This is a genomic window from Bacteroides pyogenes, assembly GCF_014196225.1.
GTDB classification, from domain to species: Bacteria; Bacteroidota; Bacteroidia; order Bacteroidales; family Bacteroidaceae; genus Bacteroides; species Bacteroides pyogenes_A.
This window is the reverse complement of sequence record NZ_JACIDI010000002.1, coordinates 108,643-127,125: the sequence shown is the minus strand read 5'-3', so window position 1 is coordinate 127,125 and position 18,483 is coordinate 108,643. Positions and strand designations below refer to the sequence as shown.

Genomic DNA, 18,483 nt, shown 5'->3' with positions numbered 1-18,483 from the left:
TGTGCAAATCATTGCGAGGAGTTTACAAGAGGCAGAACTTCTTGATGGCTGCGGATACTCCGTCCTCATCGTTGGTCAGCGTGATGTAGTCTGCCGCTTTCTTCACCGGTTCTTGGGCGTTCCCCATGGCAATGCCCATTCCGGCAAACCGAATCATCGACAAATCGTTGTATCCGTCGCCTATCGCAATCATTTCTTCGCGCGCCATTCCGATCTTTTCCAACAATACTGCGAGAGATCGGGCTTTGTCGATGCCTTCCGGAACCAGCTCGAGAAAATAAGGTTCGGAACGGAATACGTTGATTTCTCCTTGCAACTGCGCACGAAGTTCGGACTCGACGCTGATGAGTTTCTTCGGATCGCCTACAATCAGGCATTTGGGAGTGGGCAAGGGGAGGTCGGCAAGAAAATTGGCGGTTGCGCGTATCGGCATCTTGTTGAGCCAAGCCTCTTTCTTCACATATTCGTCGTCGGGATGCTCGGTGAGTACCTGATCGCCATCATAACCCAGTATGCTGAGCCCGTGCGCTCGTGCAGACTGGTAGAGAATGGGAATTACATCGTTGGGTAGCAATTTGGCATGGATGAGTTTACCGGTTGCCCAATCGATAATCTCTCCTCCGTTGTAAGAAAGGATGAAGCCGCCATGCTCTTTCATGCGCAACTCATCGGCCAAAGGCACGATGCCGTACGTCGGGCGTCCCGATGCCAATGCCAGCCGTACGCCTTGCTCCTGTATGCGCATCAGTGTTTCGCGGTTTCGCGGTGTGATTTCTTTTCGAGAGTTGGTCAGTGTGCCGTCGAGGTCGAGCACGATCATTCTGTACTTCATACGATTCTTTTCTTGAACGGGCAAAGATAAGGAAAAAAGGGGTGACGGCAATCATAAAAAGAGCCATATCGGCTCTCAATTTGAGATTGAATATGGCTCTTTCTTTTAAAACGATTTACTTGCTATTGTTTCTTTTCTATTTTTACGTCTTTAATAAACAGTTTGTTGTTAGCAGCATAATTGTAAAAATAGATGTTTATGCCTTTTATGTCTTCATCGGTTGTGGCGTTGTATGCTGTCACTCCCGAAGATTTTCCTTCATTCAAGGCTTGCGTGAAATCCAGGTTGACTTTCTTTTCGGTCCAAGCTTCTCCGATCTTGTTATAAGTGGTTACAGTTCTGTTCCAGTCGCTCCAATCGGGCTTACGCATTTGGAAGAATTTGTCGTCTCCTGCGGCAGATACTCCCACACCGACAATCCCATCGGCTATGGACGATTTCACTTTGAAGCTCAATGTGTATGAAGCTTTTTCGAACAGTTTTGTACAGTGATAGCCGATATTGGAGTTGTTCCAAGAACCTCTAACACCCTCTGTCTGTAATTGAATGGCCGCACCTTCCGCTTCGGAAACAATGCTGACCGTTGTAGCGGGCGTCACGTTTTCTCTGTGGAACCAGAATTCGGTATCGCCTGTTATTTTTTGCTTTGTAAAAATACCGGCTGACTGAAAAGCGGTTTCCGACGTAAATTCGGGGCTGAAACTTGTTACGGTTGAAGGAGGAGTAGGAGGCGTAGGGGGTGTAGGAGGCTCTTCCGGGCTTACCGGGGAAGTCTCTTCTACTGTTCCGCTACCTTCTATGGCGTCACTCACTCCCCATTTTTCTATGGTAACGTCCGATTGGGGAATGCTCAGATTGAATTTTCCGGATTCGCCCAACTGGGCATTGATAACGCGTAACTTGGCAGTTTCATAAGGTACATCTGACGAGTATTTTACCTGAAAGGTTTTTGCATTGGACACCACTGTCAGCAGTACATCGCCGCTCTTTACGGATTGAGCGGGCACAACGGCACGGTAAGCGTAGCGAACGGCATCTTCGTGCTGGTTGCCCGGTAGGGCATACATCTTCACCTCACTCTTTGGTTCTGTGGCCTTAGTTTTGGCTTCACCGCTTTTAACGTTGAGAGTTGCTGAAGAGTGAATATTCTGCAATGTTACCGTAGCGTCTTTGGTAGCGGCCATTCCGTCGATGTTTACCTGTACCAGCGAGAAGATGTGCTTAAAAGAAAGTTTCACCACTTTAGCGCCTTTTCCGGTGGTTTTGTTTTGGGCGGCCAACGCATCGCTGATGTTATAGTTGGCTGCATCGCCGGCAGACTGGTCTGACATGACTGTCAGGTTAATAGCTTCCGGATCGGTCGCTTGCTCGCTGTAAGGGTAGTATGCATAATAATTGATGCTTCTTTTCGCATCTGCATAGACCGGTGTCTGCCCTTCGGCAGCCTGCCAAGTACCGTCAGTGCCGAGCGTATATTTGGTATTGCTCACCACCATCTTACCCTCACTTCCATCGTTCATTCGCTCGTAAGCGAAAATTCCGACGGCGTCTCCCGTGACAAATGTCGTTTCATAGTCTTCTCCCGTCGAAGTGCGGGTGAGCGAGCGGGGCGACATCAGAAAGTAGACCTTCTCGTTTTGTAGGTTTTCTCCTTGCGCTTCTTCATCGGAGCATCCCGCCATGAAGAGCGAAGAAACCAGCGCCGTAGCCAAAAAGAATAAGTTTTTTCTCATAATACTGTGTTTTTAAATGGTTATTGACAAAAATATGTGTTATTGATTAAGATTCGAGCCTTTGTCTGCGTACATGGGATCTTTGGTGAAAATACCGTCCGCAGTATTGATGTGAGTGAAAGGAATGTTTTCCACTTTATCCATGATGTTGTTATCCGGTTTGGCTACATCCGTATTGGCATAGTTCCAGGTCGTTTTGGTGTCATATACGATATTGTCTGTAGCTGTTGCCGTAGAAGCGTTGTCCTTCAGTTCGTAGAGATAGGAGGTCAAAGCGCTTTCCGCAGCGATGCAGAAAATATTCTTTTCGTAATTCACTGTCGCTTTGTTGGTCTTCACGAACACATTCGCCCCTTTAACATTGATAAAACTGTTGTTCTTGATAGTTACGGTCATGTTGCCCGTATCGACGGTCGCGGTTTTTGTATTCCAGTTGAACAATTGTATAGCCGCGACGCCGGTTTTGTGGTAAACAATGTTGTTCTCCATATTCAGTTTTTTGAACAGGCTGGGAGTCAGTGTTCCGCTGATGTTGAAGAATGGTATGTTGCCCGTATTCACGAATTCGAAGAGCGAATTTTTCAGTGTAATTTTCTTTATTCCGACTGTGGTTTTGCTGACATAATACATCGCCTTGGTAAGGTTGGTCATTTTACAGTCTTCAATCGTCAAATCAGTAAACGAAGCATCTCCGGTAGCGGGGTTGTTGAATAGATAGTTGGCAGCCCTTGCTTTGATGTTGACGTTTTTAAACATCAGCTTGCCGCTTTTCAGCGTAAGGAATGCCGCTTCGTTGAATACGATATTCGGCTTCTGTTCCGGGTCTTGTCCGACTATAATGACAGGCTTCGTAACGACTGTTGTGCTTTTTATGGTAAACTCCTCAGAGCCGGTTAGGAAAACAATGGTGGCTTCCGAACTTCCCAGAAGTGCCGATAAGTCGGTCTGCGACTGCCCGTCAAGGCTTTGCACTGCGTAGTCCGCAGGGTTGACCGTCTCTTCGCCTATCTTGAGTTTTCCTGTCTCGAACATGCTTTTGTAATCTTCGGCCCCGGCATTTATCTTCACTTGCATTTTGGCAATCATCGCATACTTTCCGTGAGTGGCAAGAATGGCTATTTCATTGCTGTTGTCGGCAGTGGCGCGTGTTGCAGCTTTGCTTGTCGAGGGGGCTGTCACGGTAAGTTTTGTGTCATTCAGAACAGCCGTCCATCCTTCGGGGGCGGTGATCATCGTGCTTTCCACGCCGCGCACGGTCATTTCGAACATGCGGGTTTCGCCGGCGGCAAACTCCTGAATGCTATTCCCGACTTCGCCGGCAAAGCTGAGCTCGAATTCGCTGACAATGGGAATGCGGATAACTGTATGGCTTCCGTTCCCTTTGAGAGTAAGCACCAGCTCATTGTCTGCCACTTCCACTTTCTCGAAGAAACTGTCGTCGGCAGCAGAGCCTCCGCCTGTGGCACTCACTTTCTCCGTCGTACCTTCTTTATATACGAACCGGAATTCTTCTTCTTTCCCGTATCTGATTTTCCAGAATCCATCCGCATCCACAGTAAATTCCGGTGTCTTCCCGTCTTCTCCTTTGGCTTTTACGGGTTTACCGTCGGATAAAAGTTGTTTGAATCCGGCTTCGCTGTCGTAGCAAACAGTCCAATATCCCTCTTTGTCGATGCCGATGAGCGGACAAAGCTGGTTCTTGTCGTTTTTCATATAGAGGCGGAGCGTTTTACCGTTGTTCAGCGTCAGCACGTAAGCATCCGCTTGTTCCTCTATCCGGGTGATGAATATTCCGTTTTGTACAAGTTCGCTTACGCTTTCTATGTTCTTATTGATGTCGCGTATTTGCGACTCGAGAGCCGTCACACGCTTTTTCAGGGTGTCTACGTCATCTTGCAGGTCGTCCGTGTTGTTGCAACTTATCAGGCACAAGGCCAACAGCATAAGTATACTTCCGAGTTTTTTCATGATTCTATTATTTTTTTAAGTTTTTATTTCAGCGCATTCAGCCATGCGGGCACATATCCTAAGCGCAGGCGGAGTTGCGCTTCGTAGAGCGAATAAGGTTCTACGGGAGTTCCGGGCGATTCGTTGCGTTTCATCTGAGTGTCGTCGAAGGCAAGCGGACTTCCGTGGAAACCTACGATAACGGGCGGCAGGAACTTCCACCAGTATCCGTGGCTGTCCCACCAGACGAATTTGCCGTTTTTGTCGATGCCCGGATCGGTCTGTACGTTGGTGGCATGGAAATTCCAGATGGTGAGGTTCTCCATGTGGTTGGGCATCTGTGCGGAGTCTCCTCCTTGTCGCCAATGCATGAATCCGCCTGAACAACAGTCTATCAATGTGGCTCGCGGTTGTGTGGCGTGCGACTCGAAGCAGGAGTCGTCTCCCCACTTGACATTCCATATCACCGCCCCTATGCTCTGCTTGGACACGCCGCAGGCATGATACTGTCCGACGTTTTTCCTGTATTCGATCAGCGTGCCTTCACCTTCCCCTTTTCCGAGCGTATATCCGTCGCTATTCTCCGTTACCTTTCCGATGAAGATGCGCGATGAGGCTTGCGATCGGATGGACGAATGCCCGCGGTTTCCTCCGATCTGTATGTCGTATGCCGAGCAGTTGGCAGAACTGGTGATAGACATAGCCTCGCTGACGCTTTCGAAATTTACACGGCGTATCCATGAGTGAGTAAGGCGGACGAAGTCTATCAGCTTGAAGCCGCCGTCGTCTACGTCGGAACCGTGATGAATGAATTTCTCCTTGGCATGTCCCTTGAATGTAAGGTCTTCTACGCCGACGTTGGAGTAGTTGGCGAATTTATGCAGCTTCCAGCCCCAGTCTTTGTTGATGGCGTGCATGATGGGCTCTTTGAACGTGATTTTGCCGGCATCGGCTTTTTCCACCTGATGATATTCGTATACCTGTACGCCCTTTGATTTGATATTCAACTCTCCTGCGCCCGGCAATACCCTGATGTCTTGCCATTTATAAGGGCTCAATGCTTGGTTTATCACAGCTTCGTTGTTGTTTGCAAGTACCAGGCACACCCAGTCTCCCGGCTTTATTCCGGGGGCAGTGGCTGCTACGGTTTTGCTGCCTACAGGTGCGTCTCCGGCAATGCCGGCGATAGGCTCACCTAACCCCGTATTATGTTTGAACTCCATCATTACCGGAGCGTTCCACATTTGGGTAGTGGGGTGTGGAGAGTTGTTGGCAACCGTCATTTCCAGCGTGGTTTTATTTCTTCCGGCTCCTTTGAGCACAATGTCGCCCATTGATATGCGTATTCTGCGGTCTTTGGATTCTGCGGTTTGCAGGATATAGTTTCCTTCGGGGAAGTAGATAACGGCTTTTGCCGAAGGTCTGATGTAGCGGTCTGTCATTCCCTTATCTTCTTTTTTGATATTTTCGGGTCTTCCTGCAATCTCGGCAAGTATCTTCATGAAGGCTTCCCGGTCCGGTTGTCCGTCGTCAGGTATGGCGCCGTATTTCGTCACATCGTATACTTTATATCCTTTCGCTACCCATTCGTCCATCTCGGCGGGGGCCGATTCGCCGTGCATGTATCCTGCGTAAGAGAAATCGAGCAACACATTCTTCTCGCTTTTTTGCACGAACTCGTTCCAAGCCGGCGTACCGATGCCGGGAAGCAATGCTTTCACCTTCATGGAAACGATGCGTATGTAATTCTTCGGGGAGGTCAGTACGATTTTGATAGTTTCTTCCTTATCTTTCGTTACTCCGGAAAGCGGGGTGACGATAAGCTTCTCCTCCTCCAGTCTCACATTCCATCCCAGAAGCGGCTGTATCATCGCTTCTTTGATATCCTTTTGCCGTACGGCATATTCTTTAAACTGTTCTCCGTCGGCAAACTCCTGCACCTTTTCGGGATTCCAGTTCTCGATGATGAGCCCGAAGCTGTCGTCTACCGGAAACGTATAAGTCTGCTCCGGCCCTGTTCCCGCCAAGGTAAAAGAGAGTGTTTTCTTTTCTTCGTCGTATGCCACTTTGCTGAAGACCGTAGTTCCGCTTTGTTTGCCTCCTTCGGCTTTGATGTCTTGCCCGTCGGCATCTTTCAGGGTGGTAAACGTTGTTCCGCCATCGTAGCTCACTTGCCAATAGCCGGCGCTGCTGACATTCAGTTGAGGGGTGAGGATGGGATTGCCGGCTTCCGTACGGGGGATGGCGGATATCTTCTCTTCTCCGTCAGGACCGGGCAAGTAGCGGAAATCTGATTCGGAAGCGGTCTTATACATCCAGTATCCTTCGCCGTCTACCGAAAATACGGGGACAGACGCTGCAACGCTTTCACTGTTCATCACCCGGACGGTGGTGCCGTCGCTCAGTTCTACCGAATAGCCCTTGCCGTCTTTGGTAGGGGTAACTCCGATAATGGTTTTGTTGGCTTGTATCAAAGCTTGCAGGCTTGCAAAGGAGGTGTTCATTCCCTCTGTGGCTTTTTCTAAGTCAGCTACGCGGTCTTTAAGTCGGTTGATATCGGTTTTTAAATCGTCTGTTTCCCGGCACGACTGCATGAAAACGAACAGGCTGCAAACACTCCATAGCAGCAGATAGGTAATACTTTTGCTTTTCATACGTTTGTAATTTCGGTTAATTTGAATTTGCATCGGCAAAGGTAGGGGCAATGACTCAGAGTCTGTGGATAAAAAAATCCGGGAATACAGTGAAATTATACATTTCTGAAGTTTTTTGTTTTATAGGGGAATAGCTTCCGGCTGCTCCGATAAGAGGAATGATGTCCCGTCCTTATGGCTAAGCGGTAAGCTTGCGCGACATGCCAGATCGTTCGACCGCATTTTCAGGCAATTACTTGAGCAGCTCCGCCCACTCTTCGTTGGACAGTTCGGGCAGGGTGCCGCTATCGGTAATGAAAGTCTCCGCCAGTTTCCGTTTGCTTTCTTGCAGGTGAAGAATTTTCTCTTCAATGCTGTCCTGTGTGATGAACCGATAAGCGATGACCTGTTTCTCCTGCCCGATGCGGTGGGCGCGGGCAATGGCTTGCGACTCGGCGGCGGGATTCCACCACGGGTCGATGATAAAAACATAATCGGCTTGTGTGAGGTTGAGACCTACTCCTCCGGCTTTCAACGAGATAAGAAAAGCCTGCACATCTTCTTGTTCGGTGAAATGGGCTATTTCTTTCGGCCGGTCGTTTGTCGCTCCTGTCAGTAAGGCATACTTCCATCCTCGCTCGCGAAACACATCGGCAAGTATCTCCAGGTGGCTGACAAACGAGGAGAAGATCAACACCTTATGTCCTTCGCTTCGTAACGTGTCGAAAGTGTCGATGATTTGTTCCGCCTTTCCCGAATATCCGTTGAATCCGGGGATGATGAGCTGCGGATGGCAAGCCAGCTGTCGCAGGCGCAGGATGCCGTTCAGTATGCTGAACGCGTGTGTCCGCCCCGTCGTATGCGGTTGTTGAAGCAGTATGTTTCGCAGACTGTTCTTTTCCTGTTCGTAATACTCCTTCTGCTTCTCGCTCATGTCGCAATAGATAGTTTCTTCGGTGAGCGCAGGCAGCTCAGGCGCTACTTCGCGTTTGCTGCGGCGGAGAATAAAGGGAGCAATGAGTTGTTGCAGTCTGGCTTCCATGAGACGGTTCCCTTGCTTGACGGGAGCGATGAATCGCTTCTGGAAAACGCTTTCTTCTCCGAGTAGGTCGGGCTGTAGAAAGCGGAATTGAGCCCATAGGTCCTTGAGAGAGTTTTCAATCGGCGTACCCGTCAGCGCCAGACGGTGCTTGCATTCCAGCCGGATGGCCGCCTGGAAAGTGAGCGAATCGCTGTTCTTGATGTGCTGGCTTTCGTCGAGCACTACGTACTCGAAGCAATACGAACAGAGCAGGTCGATGTTGTTCCGCATCATTCCATAGGTTGTGAGAACGAGCTGGTAGCGTCCGAAGAATCGTTCGGGATGTTTGCGGGAGATGACGGTCGATCCGTTGTATTCGCCTACGGAAAGTCTTGTGAAGCGTTTGGCTTCCCTCCGCCAATTGTGTAGTAAGGAGGTAGGTACGATGACCAGCGTGGCAGGTTTTCGGGCAGTCTTCCTTTGCCGAGGGGAATAGTCAGCCTTTGGTGATTCCTTTCCTCTGATTTCTTGAGCGGCGGGAAGCCAATCTTCCTCGGTGTCGAAAGAAAACAGTAGAAACTGCCCGTCTTCATCCGCTTCCGGCATTTTGACCGGCTCGACGGGTGGCGCGCATATCTCTGCCGTATCGCTTTCCGCTTGGGTGGAGGGCTGATAGATGTATTGGAGCAGAGCCAATGTCTGTAAAGTTTTCCCCAGCCCCATATCATCTGCCAGACAACCGCCGAATCCCTGTTCGTACAGATGTACCAGCCACGAAAAGCCTTTCTGCTGATACGGGCGGAGCCGTGCGTCGAGTGATGCGGGGGCAGGTATTTCTTCAAGCTGTCTGAGCACGGGCGTTTGTCTCGTTCCTTCGCTTTCCAATGCCGATTGCACAACACCTGCGAACGAACGCTTCAGGCGGATTCCCGTTTCGGTCTGTATCCCCATCTCCAGCGCATTCGCGTATTTGCTGAACCACTCTTCCGGTAGAAGGATGATGCGCCCGTCGGGTAGAAGAAACTCTCTCTTTTCTTCGAGGATATGCTTCCGGAAGCGTGAAAAGGGGAGGCGAATATCTCCTATTACTACGGTAATGCGCAGCTCGAACCAGTCGGGAGTGTCGTCGACTCCCTGCTCGATGCGTATCTCATCGAGGCAATAAGGACTTTTACCCATATTGCCCGCCAAGCGGAAATGATTTTGCAGCAATTCCCGGTGGTTGCGGATCCATTCTTCCGCAGACTTTTCGGGAGCATCGGGCGACAGCCTGAAATGGGCTTCGCTGATACGTTGCAGCCCGGCATCGGAGAGTTGCTCCTGAAGCCACGCCTCTTTCACTTCGTCTCGGCGAAAAAACACGATTTCATCGCTACTCTTTCTTCGTACGATCTTTTTCAGTCCGGCGTCGCTTCCGGGAAGGAAAGTTTCCTCGCCGTAATGAAAGCTCAAATGCAAAAGAGGCTCCTCGTATACGGTTTCTTCCACAGTCAGCCGCGCTTCGCAGTCGCACGGCTCTTCCGTGAACTTCAGCCCTTCGACTTCTATCTCGTGGTAGCGTGCCGTCGGGATAAGGATGTTTTCGATATATTTATCCGCTTGGGTCGCCTCGGCGCAGATTGTCTCTTTCTTGGTGAAAGGCAGCAACCGCGCGCTCTCGATATGAGGAAAAAAATACAGCTCCATGCCCAGCAGCAGTGAAGCGGGAGAGGATGTGAGTACCACAGCCGGTTTCTGTTCGCGTATGGAGACAACCTTTCCCTCGTAGATGCACTGAAGCCGGTAGCAGAATACGGCTTCGTCCAGATGGAAGCAGAATCGGATTTCAACATCTTTCGGGTGTATGCGGTAGAGATGATGCGCGTACAACTGCTTGCTGCCCGAAAGCTTTTGATAGAGCGGTATGTCCGACCGGCGTATGAGCACCAGCATTTCCTGCAACTTTTTCTCGATAAACGGACGGATGGAGCGCCTGACCTTTTCCGGTTCGCCGGAGAGTTTGCGAAGGAAGCGGGAAACTGTTTTCTCCCGCGAGTAGACCTCCATCAGGTACTTCTCTGTATAGTGCGAAGCGATGGTGATGGCTTGCCGCTCGGTCCCGCTCATGCGGGACATGGCTTCGGCAGAGGCATGAAAGGCCTGTTCGAGAAGGAGAACCGTTCCGTCGGCTCTTTTTTCGGAAGTATACGGAATCAGCAGCAGACCGAACACAGGGTGCTCTGTAAGAACGATTACGAGTTGTTCGGTAGGTGCGTATTCTTTCATTCTCATTTTTCTTTAATCTGCAAACTTAAATAAAAAAATTGATTCATATCCTTTCTTTAGCGTGAAAATCACAGCTTCTGCAGAAAGTTCACATCGGAAAAATACGTAATTTTGCGGCATGATGGAAGAGAACAAACGGGTATTATTGGGAATGAGCGGGGGGACGGACAGTTCTGTTGCCGCCATGCGCCTGCTTGAAGCCGGTTACGAGGTAACCGGAGTCACCTTTCGTTTCTACGAGATCGACGGCTCCACCGCCTCTTCGGACGATGCGCGCGAATTGTCGGAGAAGCTGGGAATCGCTCATATCACGTATGATGCCCGCACGCTGTTTCGCGAACAGATTATGGAGTACTTCGTGCGGGAGTATATGGCGGGGCGTACACCTGTCCCCTGTACGCTGTGCAACAACTTCCTGAAATGGCCGTTGCTTGCCCGCATAGCCGATGAAATGGGGGTGTATCATATTGCTACGGGACATTATGCGCGTAAGGTGAAAATGGATGACACCTATTATATTACATACGCCGCCGATGGTGATAAAGACCAAACTTTCTTTTTGTGGGGGCTTCCGCAGGAAATTCTCCGGAGAATGCTTCTGCCGATGGGCGACATTAGCAAGACAGAGGCGCGCGCTCAGGCGGCGGATAAAGGATTCCATGAAGTCTCGGTGAAAAAGGATAGCCTGGGCGTTTGCTTTTGCCCGATGGATTACCGGAGCTTTCTGAAAAGGTGGTTTGCCGATAAGGGGCAGTCGTTTGCCGAAGTTGTGGGGAGAGGGAAATTCATCGATGAAAACGGCGGTTTTATCGGTTGGCACGAGGGGTATCCTTTCTATACCTTCGGGCAGCGGCGGGGATTGGGCATTCATCTCAATCGTGCCGTGTTCGTGAAAGAGATCGATCCGCTAAAGAATGAAGTGACGCTTGCCCCGTTGCAGTCGCTGGAAAAAACGGAAATGTTGCTCAAAGACTGGAACATGGTCTGTGCAGACCGCCTGTTGGGACACGACGATGTGACAGTAAAAATCCGCTACCGGAAGCAGGAAAACCATTGCACGGTGACGGTGACTCCCGACAATCTGCTGCATGTGCAGTTGCACGAACCGCTGGCTGCCATTGCTCCGGGGCAGGCGGCAGCATTCTACAAAGACGGTTTGCTGTTGGGAGGAGGCATTATCGTATAGGTTTCCTAGGAGGTTCGTTTCCGGCTTTTCCACGTTCGTTTTTTACACCCTTCCATTTCTATATATATTCACCATGGTGAGTATATATGCCCAGCGTGGTAGCCATATATATCCACTATATATGACCATATATATTCATTATACATGACTATATATGTCTACCATGCTGACCATATATATACACCGCGCCGGGTATATATGGCTGCTGTAAGCGAGCGCACATTTGTTTGTGAAGATGAGCCCGTAAATAAATATTTTTGTGTAAGTTTGTCATATCGTTGCAAGCGATTCTAAAGAACCGGTTTAAAAATAATAGTCATAAAGTATCCCGCATGAGAACAAATATATCGTACGTCATTATCTTCCTTATATGCGTTTTCGTAACTGCGAGTTGTGAAAAGGTTGAAAAGATAAACACGCTGGGCGAAACGGAATACTGCTTCGACGAGCGGCTGTCTTCTTTGTCGTCCGGAGCCGACAGTATAGTCTGGGTGGGCGGTGAAACGGGCGCTCTCTGGCGTTTGAGAGGCGATGAACGGCGCGTTTACGATATCGGAGAAGATCGTATCTATAAGGTTGTATCTGAAAAAACCGACTCACGCAAAGAGATATGCTGGATAGGAGTAAGAAACTCCGGCTTGCAGAAATGGGAGATGGATGAGCACGGGGCGCGGAATCTGAAGACCTATTTTATTCCTCAGAAGAAAAACAGATATTCGCCTTATGACATAGCTCTGATACGCGATTCGGTTTATGTGGCTACCAGCCAGGGACTCTACGTTCTTTCACCGAAAGCCTCTCCGGATTCGCTTCGCCTGCTTTACCCCTCTCAGGACGTTTGGGACAGTTTGTATAACAAATCTTTCGTAGTCAATAATCTGTGTTCCTATAAAGACAGCATTTTGTTTGCTTCCACTGAGCAGGGCGTTTTTCTGTTCGATATGGTACGCCACGCCGGGCGTGTGATTCATCCGAGACGTTTCGTCGACCACGTGTCTGTCTGCAACGATACCCTCTTCGTCTTGTCTGATAACACACTCTTTCTGAACCGTACCGATGGCGGATTGTTGAAAGAAATACAACTGGAGTTCGCTCCCAAGCTCTGCTATCGGGCAGGAGGCGTCTACTATCTGGCAGGTACCGATAATCTGCTGCTGAGCGATGACCTCGAGAAGTTCGTTCTTATTCCGCTGCGCAGGAAAATCCCTGCCGGATGCCGGAATGTTGTAATGCCCGACCCTAACAAAGATTTTACCTTGCTGCTTACCGAACGCGCTCTTTGGAGGGTTCCTCATCATCTGGGCATTTTCAATGGAGATATTTCCGTGAAAGCGGCGTGTATGGAAGCCGACTTTCTCTATTACCTGACTTCCGGCAACGAGCTATACCGTCAGCGGAAAGGTGAATTTTCGGCATCGCAGATTTGTTCTTTTCCGAAAGAGGAACAGATCGTCTGGATGGACATGTCCGGGAATCGGCTTTATTATCGCAACACCCGCCAGGAGGTGAAGCGGCTCAAAGTCTCCGGAAACCTGATGGAGAACCGTCTGTTTCATTCGCCGGCTACGGTGTATCGCTCCAAAGACAAGATAACCGCCTCTTGGCTCAAGAAAAAGAAAGACGGCGACGAACTTCTCTTGGGAGTGCAGGACGGTCTGGTGATTGTCGGTGAGGACGGCGGAGCAGATACCGTTTCCGTTTTTAAAGACCGCTACGTGACTTCTTTCTTTGCTCCCAGACATTCCGGCCTCTTATACTTGTCTACACTCAACGACGGCATATTTTATGTAAGTCCGGATACGGCATTCAAGCCGGTTTCCGGTACGGAAAAAAACTCGTTTATCAGAGACCTGATCGCTACCGAAGGTTATCGCCCCGCTCTTATTACTCTGACCAATCATCATATTCTTTCGCAAAACCCTGATGATACCCTCCGGGTGAGGGGGCATAACAGATTGCTGTATGCCAACGATACGCTGTTCTACGCATTACCCGAATTCGGAATCCGGAAATTTTCCATCAGCGGCGGGCGTATTTGCGACAAGGGGAAATACTATACCGATATACGCTTTAATCCCGCCGCTGCTTTTGTTTGTAACGGACGGCTCTGTCTCGGTTCGGATCTCGGTGTGCTTACCATCGGCATCGACCGCGAAGATGTCCCCCGCTGGGTGGCGTTCGCTCCCGGAAGCACTTTCAACTTGCGTTTTGTTGTCATTACAGCCATACTTGTTTTGGGTATTATCGCTTTGGCTGTGGGCGGTTACTTTCGGCGCAGGAGCAGTACGAAAAAGCAGATACTGCGGCGGATGGAAGCTTTGAAGGGGCGGGTGGACGATCTGGAGTTGCTTTACGACTTGTCCGACGAGGCGTCGCGCGAGGAGGTGGCTTGCCTGAGAGCCGAGATTGAGACGATAGACCCCGATGCGGCTGAACGCAAGAAAACGTATGCGCTTATTACCCGGCTCACGAACGATATTATCAACCGGAACCGCGAGGCTACATTGTGCCTGCTGAAGAAACTAAAAGAGCAAGCCGAATGGATAGCAGGTACGGAGGCTTTCGACAAGCCATTCATGCTTGCAGAGGCGGCGGAAGCTGAGAAATCGAACAATATCGAGCGGATAAAAAGTGCTGTAAGCGGTAATGAGCAGTGGATGAATCTGCTTACCGGCTTGGAACGTGAATCCGTACGCTATGCTGAAGATATGGAAGGCTGTCTGGAATTGGAAGGCGTAAATAAGGGTTTGAGGAATGAGTTCCTTCTTCTAAAAGAGAAGACGGCGCAAATGCCCCTTGATAAAGTAAATGATGAATTCCTGAAACTGAAGCGCGCTTACGGGCATGTTTTCTCCGGCGACGCACTGGCGCTTATTCTCCGGTATGTGGAGCAGATGCGTTGCCGCTTGGATGAGATCGCACAACCCGATAAAGTATCCGAAGGGTTGGGCATCCGGATCGATGAAGCGCTTTTGTGTACCCGCCGCGATGAGCGCATCCGCTTGCTGCGATTGCTGAAGCAGGCGGACGATAGGCTTTCTCTGCTGGAGATCAAAGAGGAAATAGCGGCGAGCATCGGTGAATACCGGCATATAAGAGAGGGAATAACCGCCGCGAACGAGCGGTTGGTGAATAAGAAGTTCGACAAGGAACTGGAAGTGAAGATAGCTTCGGGCGCGAAAGAAGTGGTAAGGCGGGTGGACCGTCTCATTCTGTCCATGTACGAAGTGTTGAGCGTTACAGACCCTGTGCTCCTGAATGATATACTCCGGTTCTCCAGTTACGACCATCAGCAGGCCAGAGTGCTGGCGTTGCTTATTGCCAATCCGCGTGTGAAGCGCACTGATGTTCCGGGCATATTGGGATTGTACGGAAATCTGAATCCTGTAATCAGCCGCTTGATCAATAACAAAATCAAGGCGAATGAGCAGGAACTCAAGGAATACCTGAAAGAGGAATATCCGGCTGTGGGATTCGTTTATTATATATTGGAATTGATCGACTGACGTTTGTTCCATTATGAGCGGAGACAAACGATTCCTGCTGTCTCTCTGCCGTGCATCGGGTTATATCCGACTTTGCAAATTGCCCGATGTTGCATCCGGTTGAATGACTGAAATCAATAAACGCAACTTTTTTGCCGGGGTATTAATACATACTTTTGCTGCCGGTTCCGGTGAACGGGAGACCGTCCGGATGTGGGGGGCCGTATCGCCGGAGAAAAAACGAAACTATTTAACTAAACTATTTATTAACCGCAAAATTTGTTTATTATGAAAGCAAAATTTTCGTTACTCGTACTCGTTTGTACTCTGTTTACAGTTAGCGTATTCGCGCAAGAAACCAAAATCAAAGACAAAAGGACTCATCCCGATTTGTACTTCCTCGAAATCTCCGAAGTGGCGAACAGCCTGAAACTTCTTCCTCCTCCTCCGGCTGCCAACAGTATTGTTTTTTTGAATGACAAAGCCCAATACGACTGGGGAAAATTGCTGAGAGACACTCCGCGCGGCGATCAGGCTGTGAGAGATGCCCGTGTAGGCGGAAATGGTGTGCCTATGGCTTTTTCTGAAGCTTTCGGCATAGAAATCAGCAAAGAAAAGACGCCCGAGATACACAAGCTCGTTATCAATATGAGAGAAGATGCGGGCGATTTGGCAACACGCCATGCCAAAGAGCACTACATGCGTGTGCGTCCGTTCAGCTTCTTTAAAGAAAACACTTGCAATCCCGAACAACAGAAAGAACTCTCTACCAACGGTTCATATCCCTCGGGACATACAGCTATCGGTTGGGCCACCGCCCTTGTTCTGGCGGAAATCAATCCGGCGCGTCAGAATGAAATCCTCGAAAGGGGCTACGAGATGGGACAGAGCAGAGTGATTTGCGGTTACCACTTCCAGAGCGATGTAGACGCAGCCCGTTTGGTGGCAAGTGCTGTAGTGGCACGCCTTCACGCCAACGAAGCCTTCATGAAGCAATTGGAAAAGGCGAAGAAAGAGTTTGCCCAACTGGAAAAAGCCGGTGCCGTGAAGCCGAGCGAGAATAATTGAAACAAGACTTAAAAGCTGTTTCCAGTAAGAAACTGTTTCAGACTTTCCGTTTCAGACTTTCCAGACAGCCTTGATGCAGAAAGTCGAAACAGTTTCTTACTACCAATCCCAAAATAACTTTGATGCTTATGAATAGATTTGTGATGATAGGGCTTACGCTTGCTTTGGTATGTGGCAGTGTGAAGGCTCAGGATAAAATAGAGATAAAGCCGTCGGGGAGAATTCTGATGGATGCAGGGGTGTTCAGCACCGATAATGAAGACTTGGTAAATGGTATGGCTATTCCCGACATGCGTGTGGGAGTGAAGGCAAGCTACGGAGCGTATAAAGCCAAAATAGATATAGGATATGCCTACGGGAAAGTGCGCATGAAGGATATTTTTGTAGAACGCCAGCTGGGGAAATATAATTTGGTACGTTTAGGCTACTTTGTTCACCAATACGGCTTGCAGAGTTCCACCAGTTCGTCAATGAAAATCTCGATGGAAGAACCGGCAAGTAATGAAGCCTTCTTCAATTCGCGTCTTATCGGTGCTATGTTTGTGCACAGCAAAGGCGATTTCTTCGGAACAATGAGCTTTCATGTCGAAGGCGAGGCGATGAAGAAAACCACCAATGAGAGTGGAAAGCAAGGTTACGGTATGATGTCGCGTCTGGTTTACCGTCCTTTACGCCAAGACGGAAGTATCTTTCAGGTAGGTCTTTCGGGAGCGTTCGAGACTCCGCGTTACAACGACGACGAGGCATTGAACCACGAAAGTTTCGTGCTGAAGTCTAACTTCCCGACAAGAATTGCGAAAGTCACCGCACAGGAAGCGAAGATATCCGATGCCGACTGGCTATATAAGTTTACACCGGAAGTATGTGCCGCTTACGGAAGACTCGGCTTGGAAGCGCAGTACTTCTATGTGAATGTGCAGCGTAAGAACGAACAGCGGGATTTTAAAGCCAGCGGAGCGTATGCCATGTTGAGAGGACTTTTGATTGGGAAAAACTATAAGTATTCGGAGAGTGACAGCGGAATTTCCACTCCGGCTCCGGGTTCGTTGGAATGCGTGCTCGGGTATAACTATACCGACTTGTCCGATCACAAGGCAGAAATATTCGGCGGGCGTCAGAATGATGCTTCGCTCACTCTGAACTATTACATCAATAAGTACATGATCTGGAGGCTCAGGTATTCTTATACTCATGTTTCGGACAGAGCCGGGTTTGCCAACCAATCGGTGAATACATTTCAGACTCGTTTCCAGATATTGTTCTGATCGCCTCGTCCCGCTATCGTGCTGAAGCGAATTGGTGGTTTCGGAATGGAAAGCTGAGTTGGTCTTATTATAATATAAGTTGAAACATGGCGATCCCCTTGTTTTAATCTTGAACCGTAACGGTGCAAGACTAAAACAGGGGGGGATTTTATTTAAAAGAGTCTTTTGTTTTCCACGCTATACGGTGGCAATACATCAAATTGCTCTTCGGTTCTATCTTAAAGAATTCCTCTCCTCCTGCCTTAAAATATTCGTGTTTAGAAAGATCTTTTGCAATGAATGTATCGGTTTGGCAAATTGGCAGGTTACTGCGCGGCATAAGCATAAGAGGGTATATATCTGCTTTAAAACCATCATTTTTAGGTATTTTATATCCGGACGGAACGGCATAACTTTGTGAGTGGATAAGAAACCGGAGTTTACGTTCATGCAAGTGATAAAGGAAAATACGAAAAATGCGATTCTTGAAACGGCGAAAGGAGAGTTCATTGCCTGCGGTTTCAAGGCGGCTTCCATGCGTAGCATTGCCCGGAAAGCAGAAGTGAACCTGAGCAATATATATACCTACTTCCGCGGTAAGGACGACATATTCCGTACGATGGTAGAACCGTTCATTTGCAGCCTTAACGCTTTTTTGAAGAAACATCATAGCGGCGAGTATGTTTCTCTGGATGTCTTTGTGTCGGGAGATTACCAGCACCATGTTATTGCTTCGATGATGAGGCTCGTCAGGCAATACAGGGATGTTATCTTTCTGTTGCTTTTCCGGGCGGGAGGCTCTTCGTTCGAGAACTTCAGGGAAGAAATCGTTGAAGAGAATATTTGCGTAGGTGTGGAGTATATGCAACTTATGAAAGAGAAATACCCGCATCTCAATATCGAGGTTTCGGAACTCTTTGTCCGGATAACCGGAAGGTGGTGGGTGAGCGTGCTTGAAGAAATAGCACGGCACAATGATTTGAGTGATGATGAAGCCGAACAGTTTATTGCCGACTATGTAAAGTTCGGCACTGCCGGCTGGGAAAAGTTGTTGAACGCATAGAATGAA

Annotated in this window: 10 protein-coding genes; 5 read left to right on the top strand and 5 right to left on the bottom strand. The window is 49.1% G+C overall.

The genetic code is table 11. From position 1 onward, the window contains the following. Positions 1–22 precede the first annotated feature (22 nt). From GGR07_RS01710 to GGR07_RS01690, 5 genes are all read right to left on the bottom strand, one after another. Positions 23–832 (bottom strand): Cof-type HAD-IIB family hydrolase, encoded by an 810-nt coding sequence (locus tag GGR07_RS01710; protein WP_034542237.1) that lies wholly within the window; start codon positions 830–832, stop codon positions 23–25. Positions 833–954: 122 nt separating this feature from the next. After that, complete coding sequence (locus GGR07_RS01705; protein WP_034542238.1) at positions 955–2,565, bottom strand: fimbrillin family protein; 1,611 nt, start codon at positions 2,563–2,565, stop codon at positions 955–957. A gap of 39 nt (positions 2,566–2,604) precedes the next feature. Beyond that, positions 2,605–4,533, bottom strand: a complete 1,929-nt coding sequence (locus GGR07_RS01700) for a PL29 family lyase N-terminal domain-containing protein (protein WP_051990526.1) — start codon at positions 4,531–4,533, stop codon at positions 2,605–2,607. Between the two features lie 23 nt (positions 4,534–4,556). Further along, a complete protein-coding gene (locus tag GGR07_RS01695; protein ID WP_034542315.1) occupies positions 4,557–7,166 on the bottom strand; it encodes a DUF4955 domain-containing protein in 2,610 nt (869 codons plus the stop codon). A 232-nt stretch (positions 7,167–7,398) separates the two neighbouring features. Continuing rightward, entirely contained in the window at positions 7,399–10,431 is a 3,033-nt protein-coding gene (locus GGR07_RS01690) for a DEAD/DEAH box helicase (RefSeq protein WP_122056403.1), read from the bottom strand. A 118-nt stretch (positions 10,432–10,549) separates the two neighbouring features. Between GGR07_RS01690 and mnmA the strand changes: the two genes are divergently transcribed. From mnmA to GGR07_RS01665, 5 genes are all read left to right on the top strand, one after another. Further along, positions 10,550–11,617: a tRNA 2-thiouridine(34) synthase MnmA gene (gene mnmA, locus GGR07_RS01685; protein WP_034542239.1), complete on the top strand. Its 1,068-nt coding sequence runs from the start codon at positions 10,550–10,552 to the stop codon at positions 11,615–11,617. 332 nt (positions 11,618–11,949) lie between these two features. Continuing rightward, positions 11,950–15,123: a hypothetical protein gene (locus tag GGR07_RS01680; protein ID WP_122056402.1), complete on the top strand. Its 3,174-nt coding sequence runs from the start codon at positions 11,950–11,952 to the stop codon at positions 15,121–15,123. 267 nt (positions 15,124–15,390) lie between these two features. Further along, positions 15,391–16,170: an acid phosphatase gene (locus GGR07_RS01675; protein ID WP_021646771.1), complete on the top strand. Its 780-nt coding sequence runs from the start codon at positions 15,391–15,393 to the stop codon at positions 16,168–16,170. 128 nt (positions 16,171–16,298) lie between these two features. After that, on the top strand, positions 16,299–17,435 hold the full coding sequence (locus tag GGR07_RS01670) for a porin (RefSeq protein ID WP_034542242.1): 1,137 nt from the start codon (positions 16,299–16,301) through the stop codon (positions 17,433–17,435). 400 nt (positions 17,436–17,835) lie between these two features. Beyond that, the gene (locus GGR07_RS01665; RefSeq protein ID WP_147298112.1) at positions 17,836–18,477 is read left to right on the top strand and encodes a TetR/AcrR family transcriptional regulator; all 642 of its coding nucleotides are present in this window, start codon (positions 17,836–17,838) and stop codon (positions 18,475–18,477) included. The last annotated feature ends 6 nt before the right edge of the window (positions 18,478–18,483 follow it).

Coding starts and splice junctions, on each gene's coding strand:
- GGR07_RS01710 (WP_034542237.1), bottom strand. CDS start 832: ATGAAGTACAGAATGATCGTGCTCGACCTCGACGGCACACTGACCAAC.
- GGR07_RS01705 (WP_034542238.1), bottom strand. CDS start 2,565: ATGAGAAAAAACTTATTCTTTTTGGCTACGGCGCTGGTTTCTTCGCTC.
- GGR07_RS01700 (WP_051990526.1), bottom strand. CDS start 4,533: ATGAAAAAACTCGGAAGTATACTTATGCTGTTGGCCTTGTGCCTGATA.
- GGR07_RS01695 (WP_034542315.1), bottom strand. CDS start 7,166: ATGAAAAGCAAAAGTATTACCTATCTGCTGCTATGGAGTGTTTGCAGC.
- GGR07_RS01690 (WP_122056403.1), bottom strand. CDS start 10,431: ATGAAAGAATACGCACCTACCGAACAACTCGTAATCGTTCTTACAGAG.
- mnmA (WP_034542239.1), top strand. CDS start 10,550: ATGATGGAAGAGAACAAACGGGTATTATTGGGAATGAGCGGGGGGACG.
- GGR07_RS01680 (WP_122056402.1), top strand. CDS start 11,950: ATGAGAACAAATATATCGTACGTCATTATCTTCCTTATATGCGTTTTC.
- GGR07_RS01675 (WP_021646771.1), top strand. CDS start 15,391: ATGAAAGCAAAATTTTCGTTACTCGTACTCGTTTGTACTCTGTTTACA.
- GGR07_RS01670 (WP_034542242.1), top strand. CDS start 16,299: ATGAATAGATTTGTGATGATAGGGCTTACGCTTGCTTTGGTATGTGGC.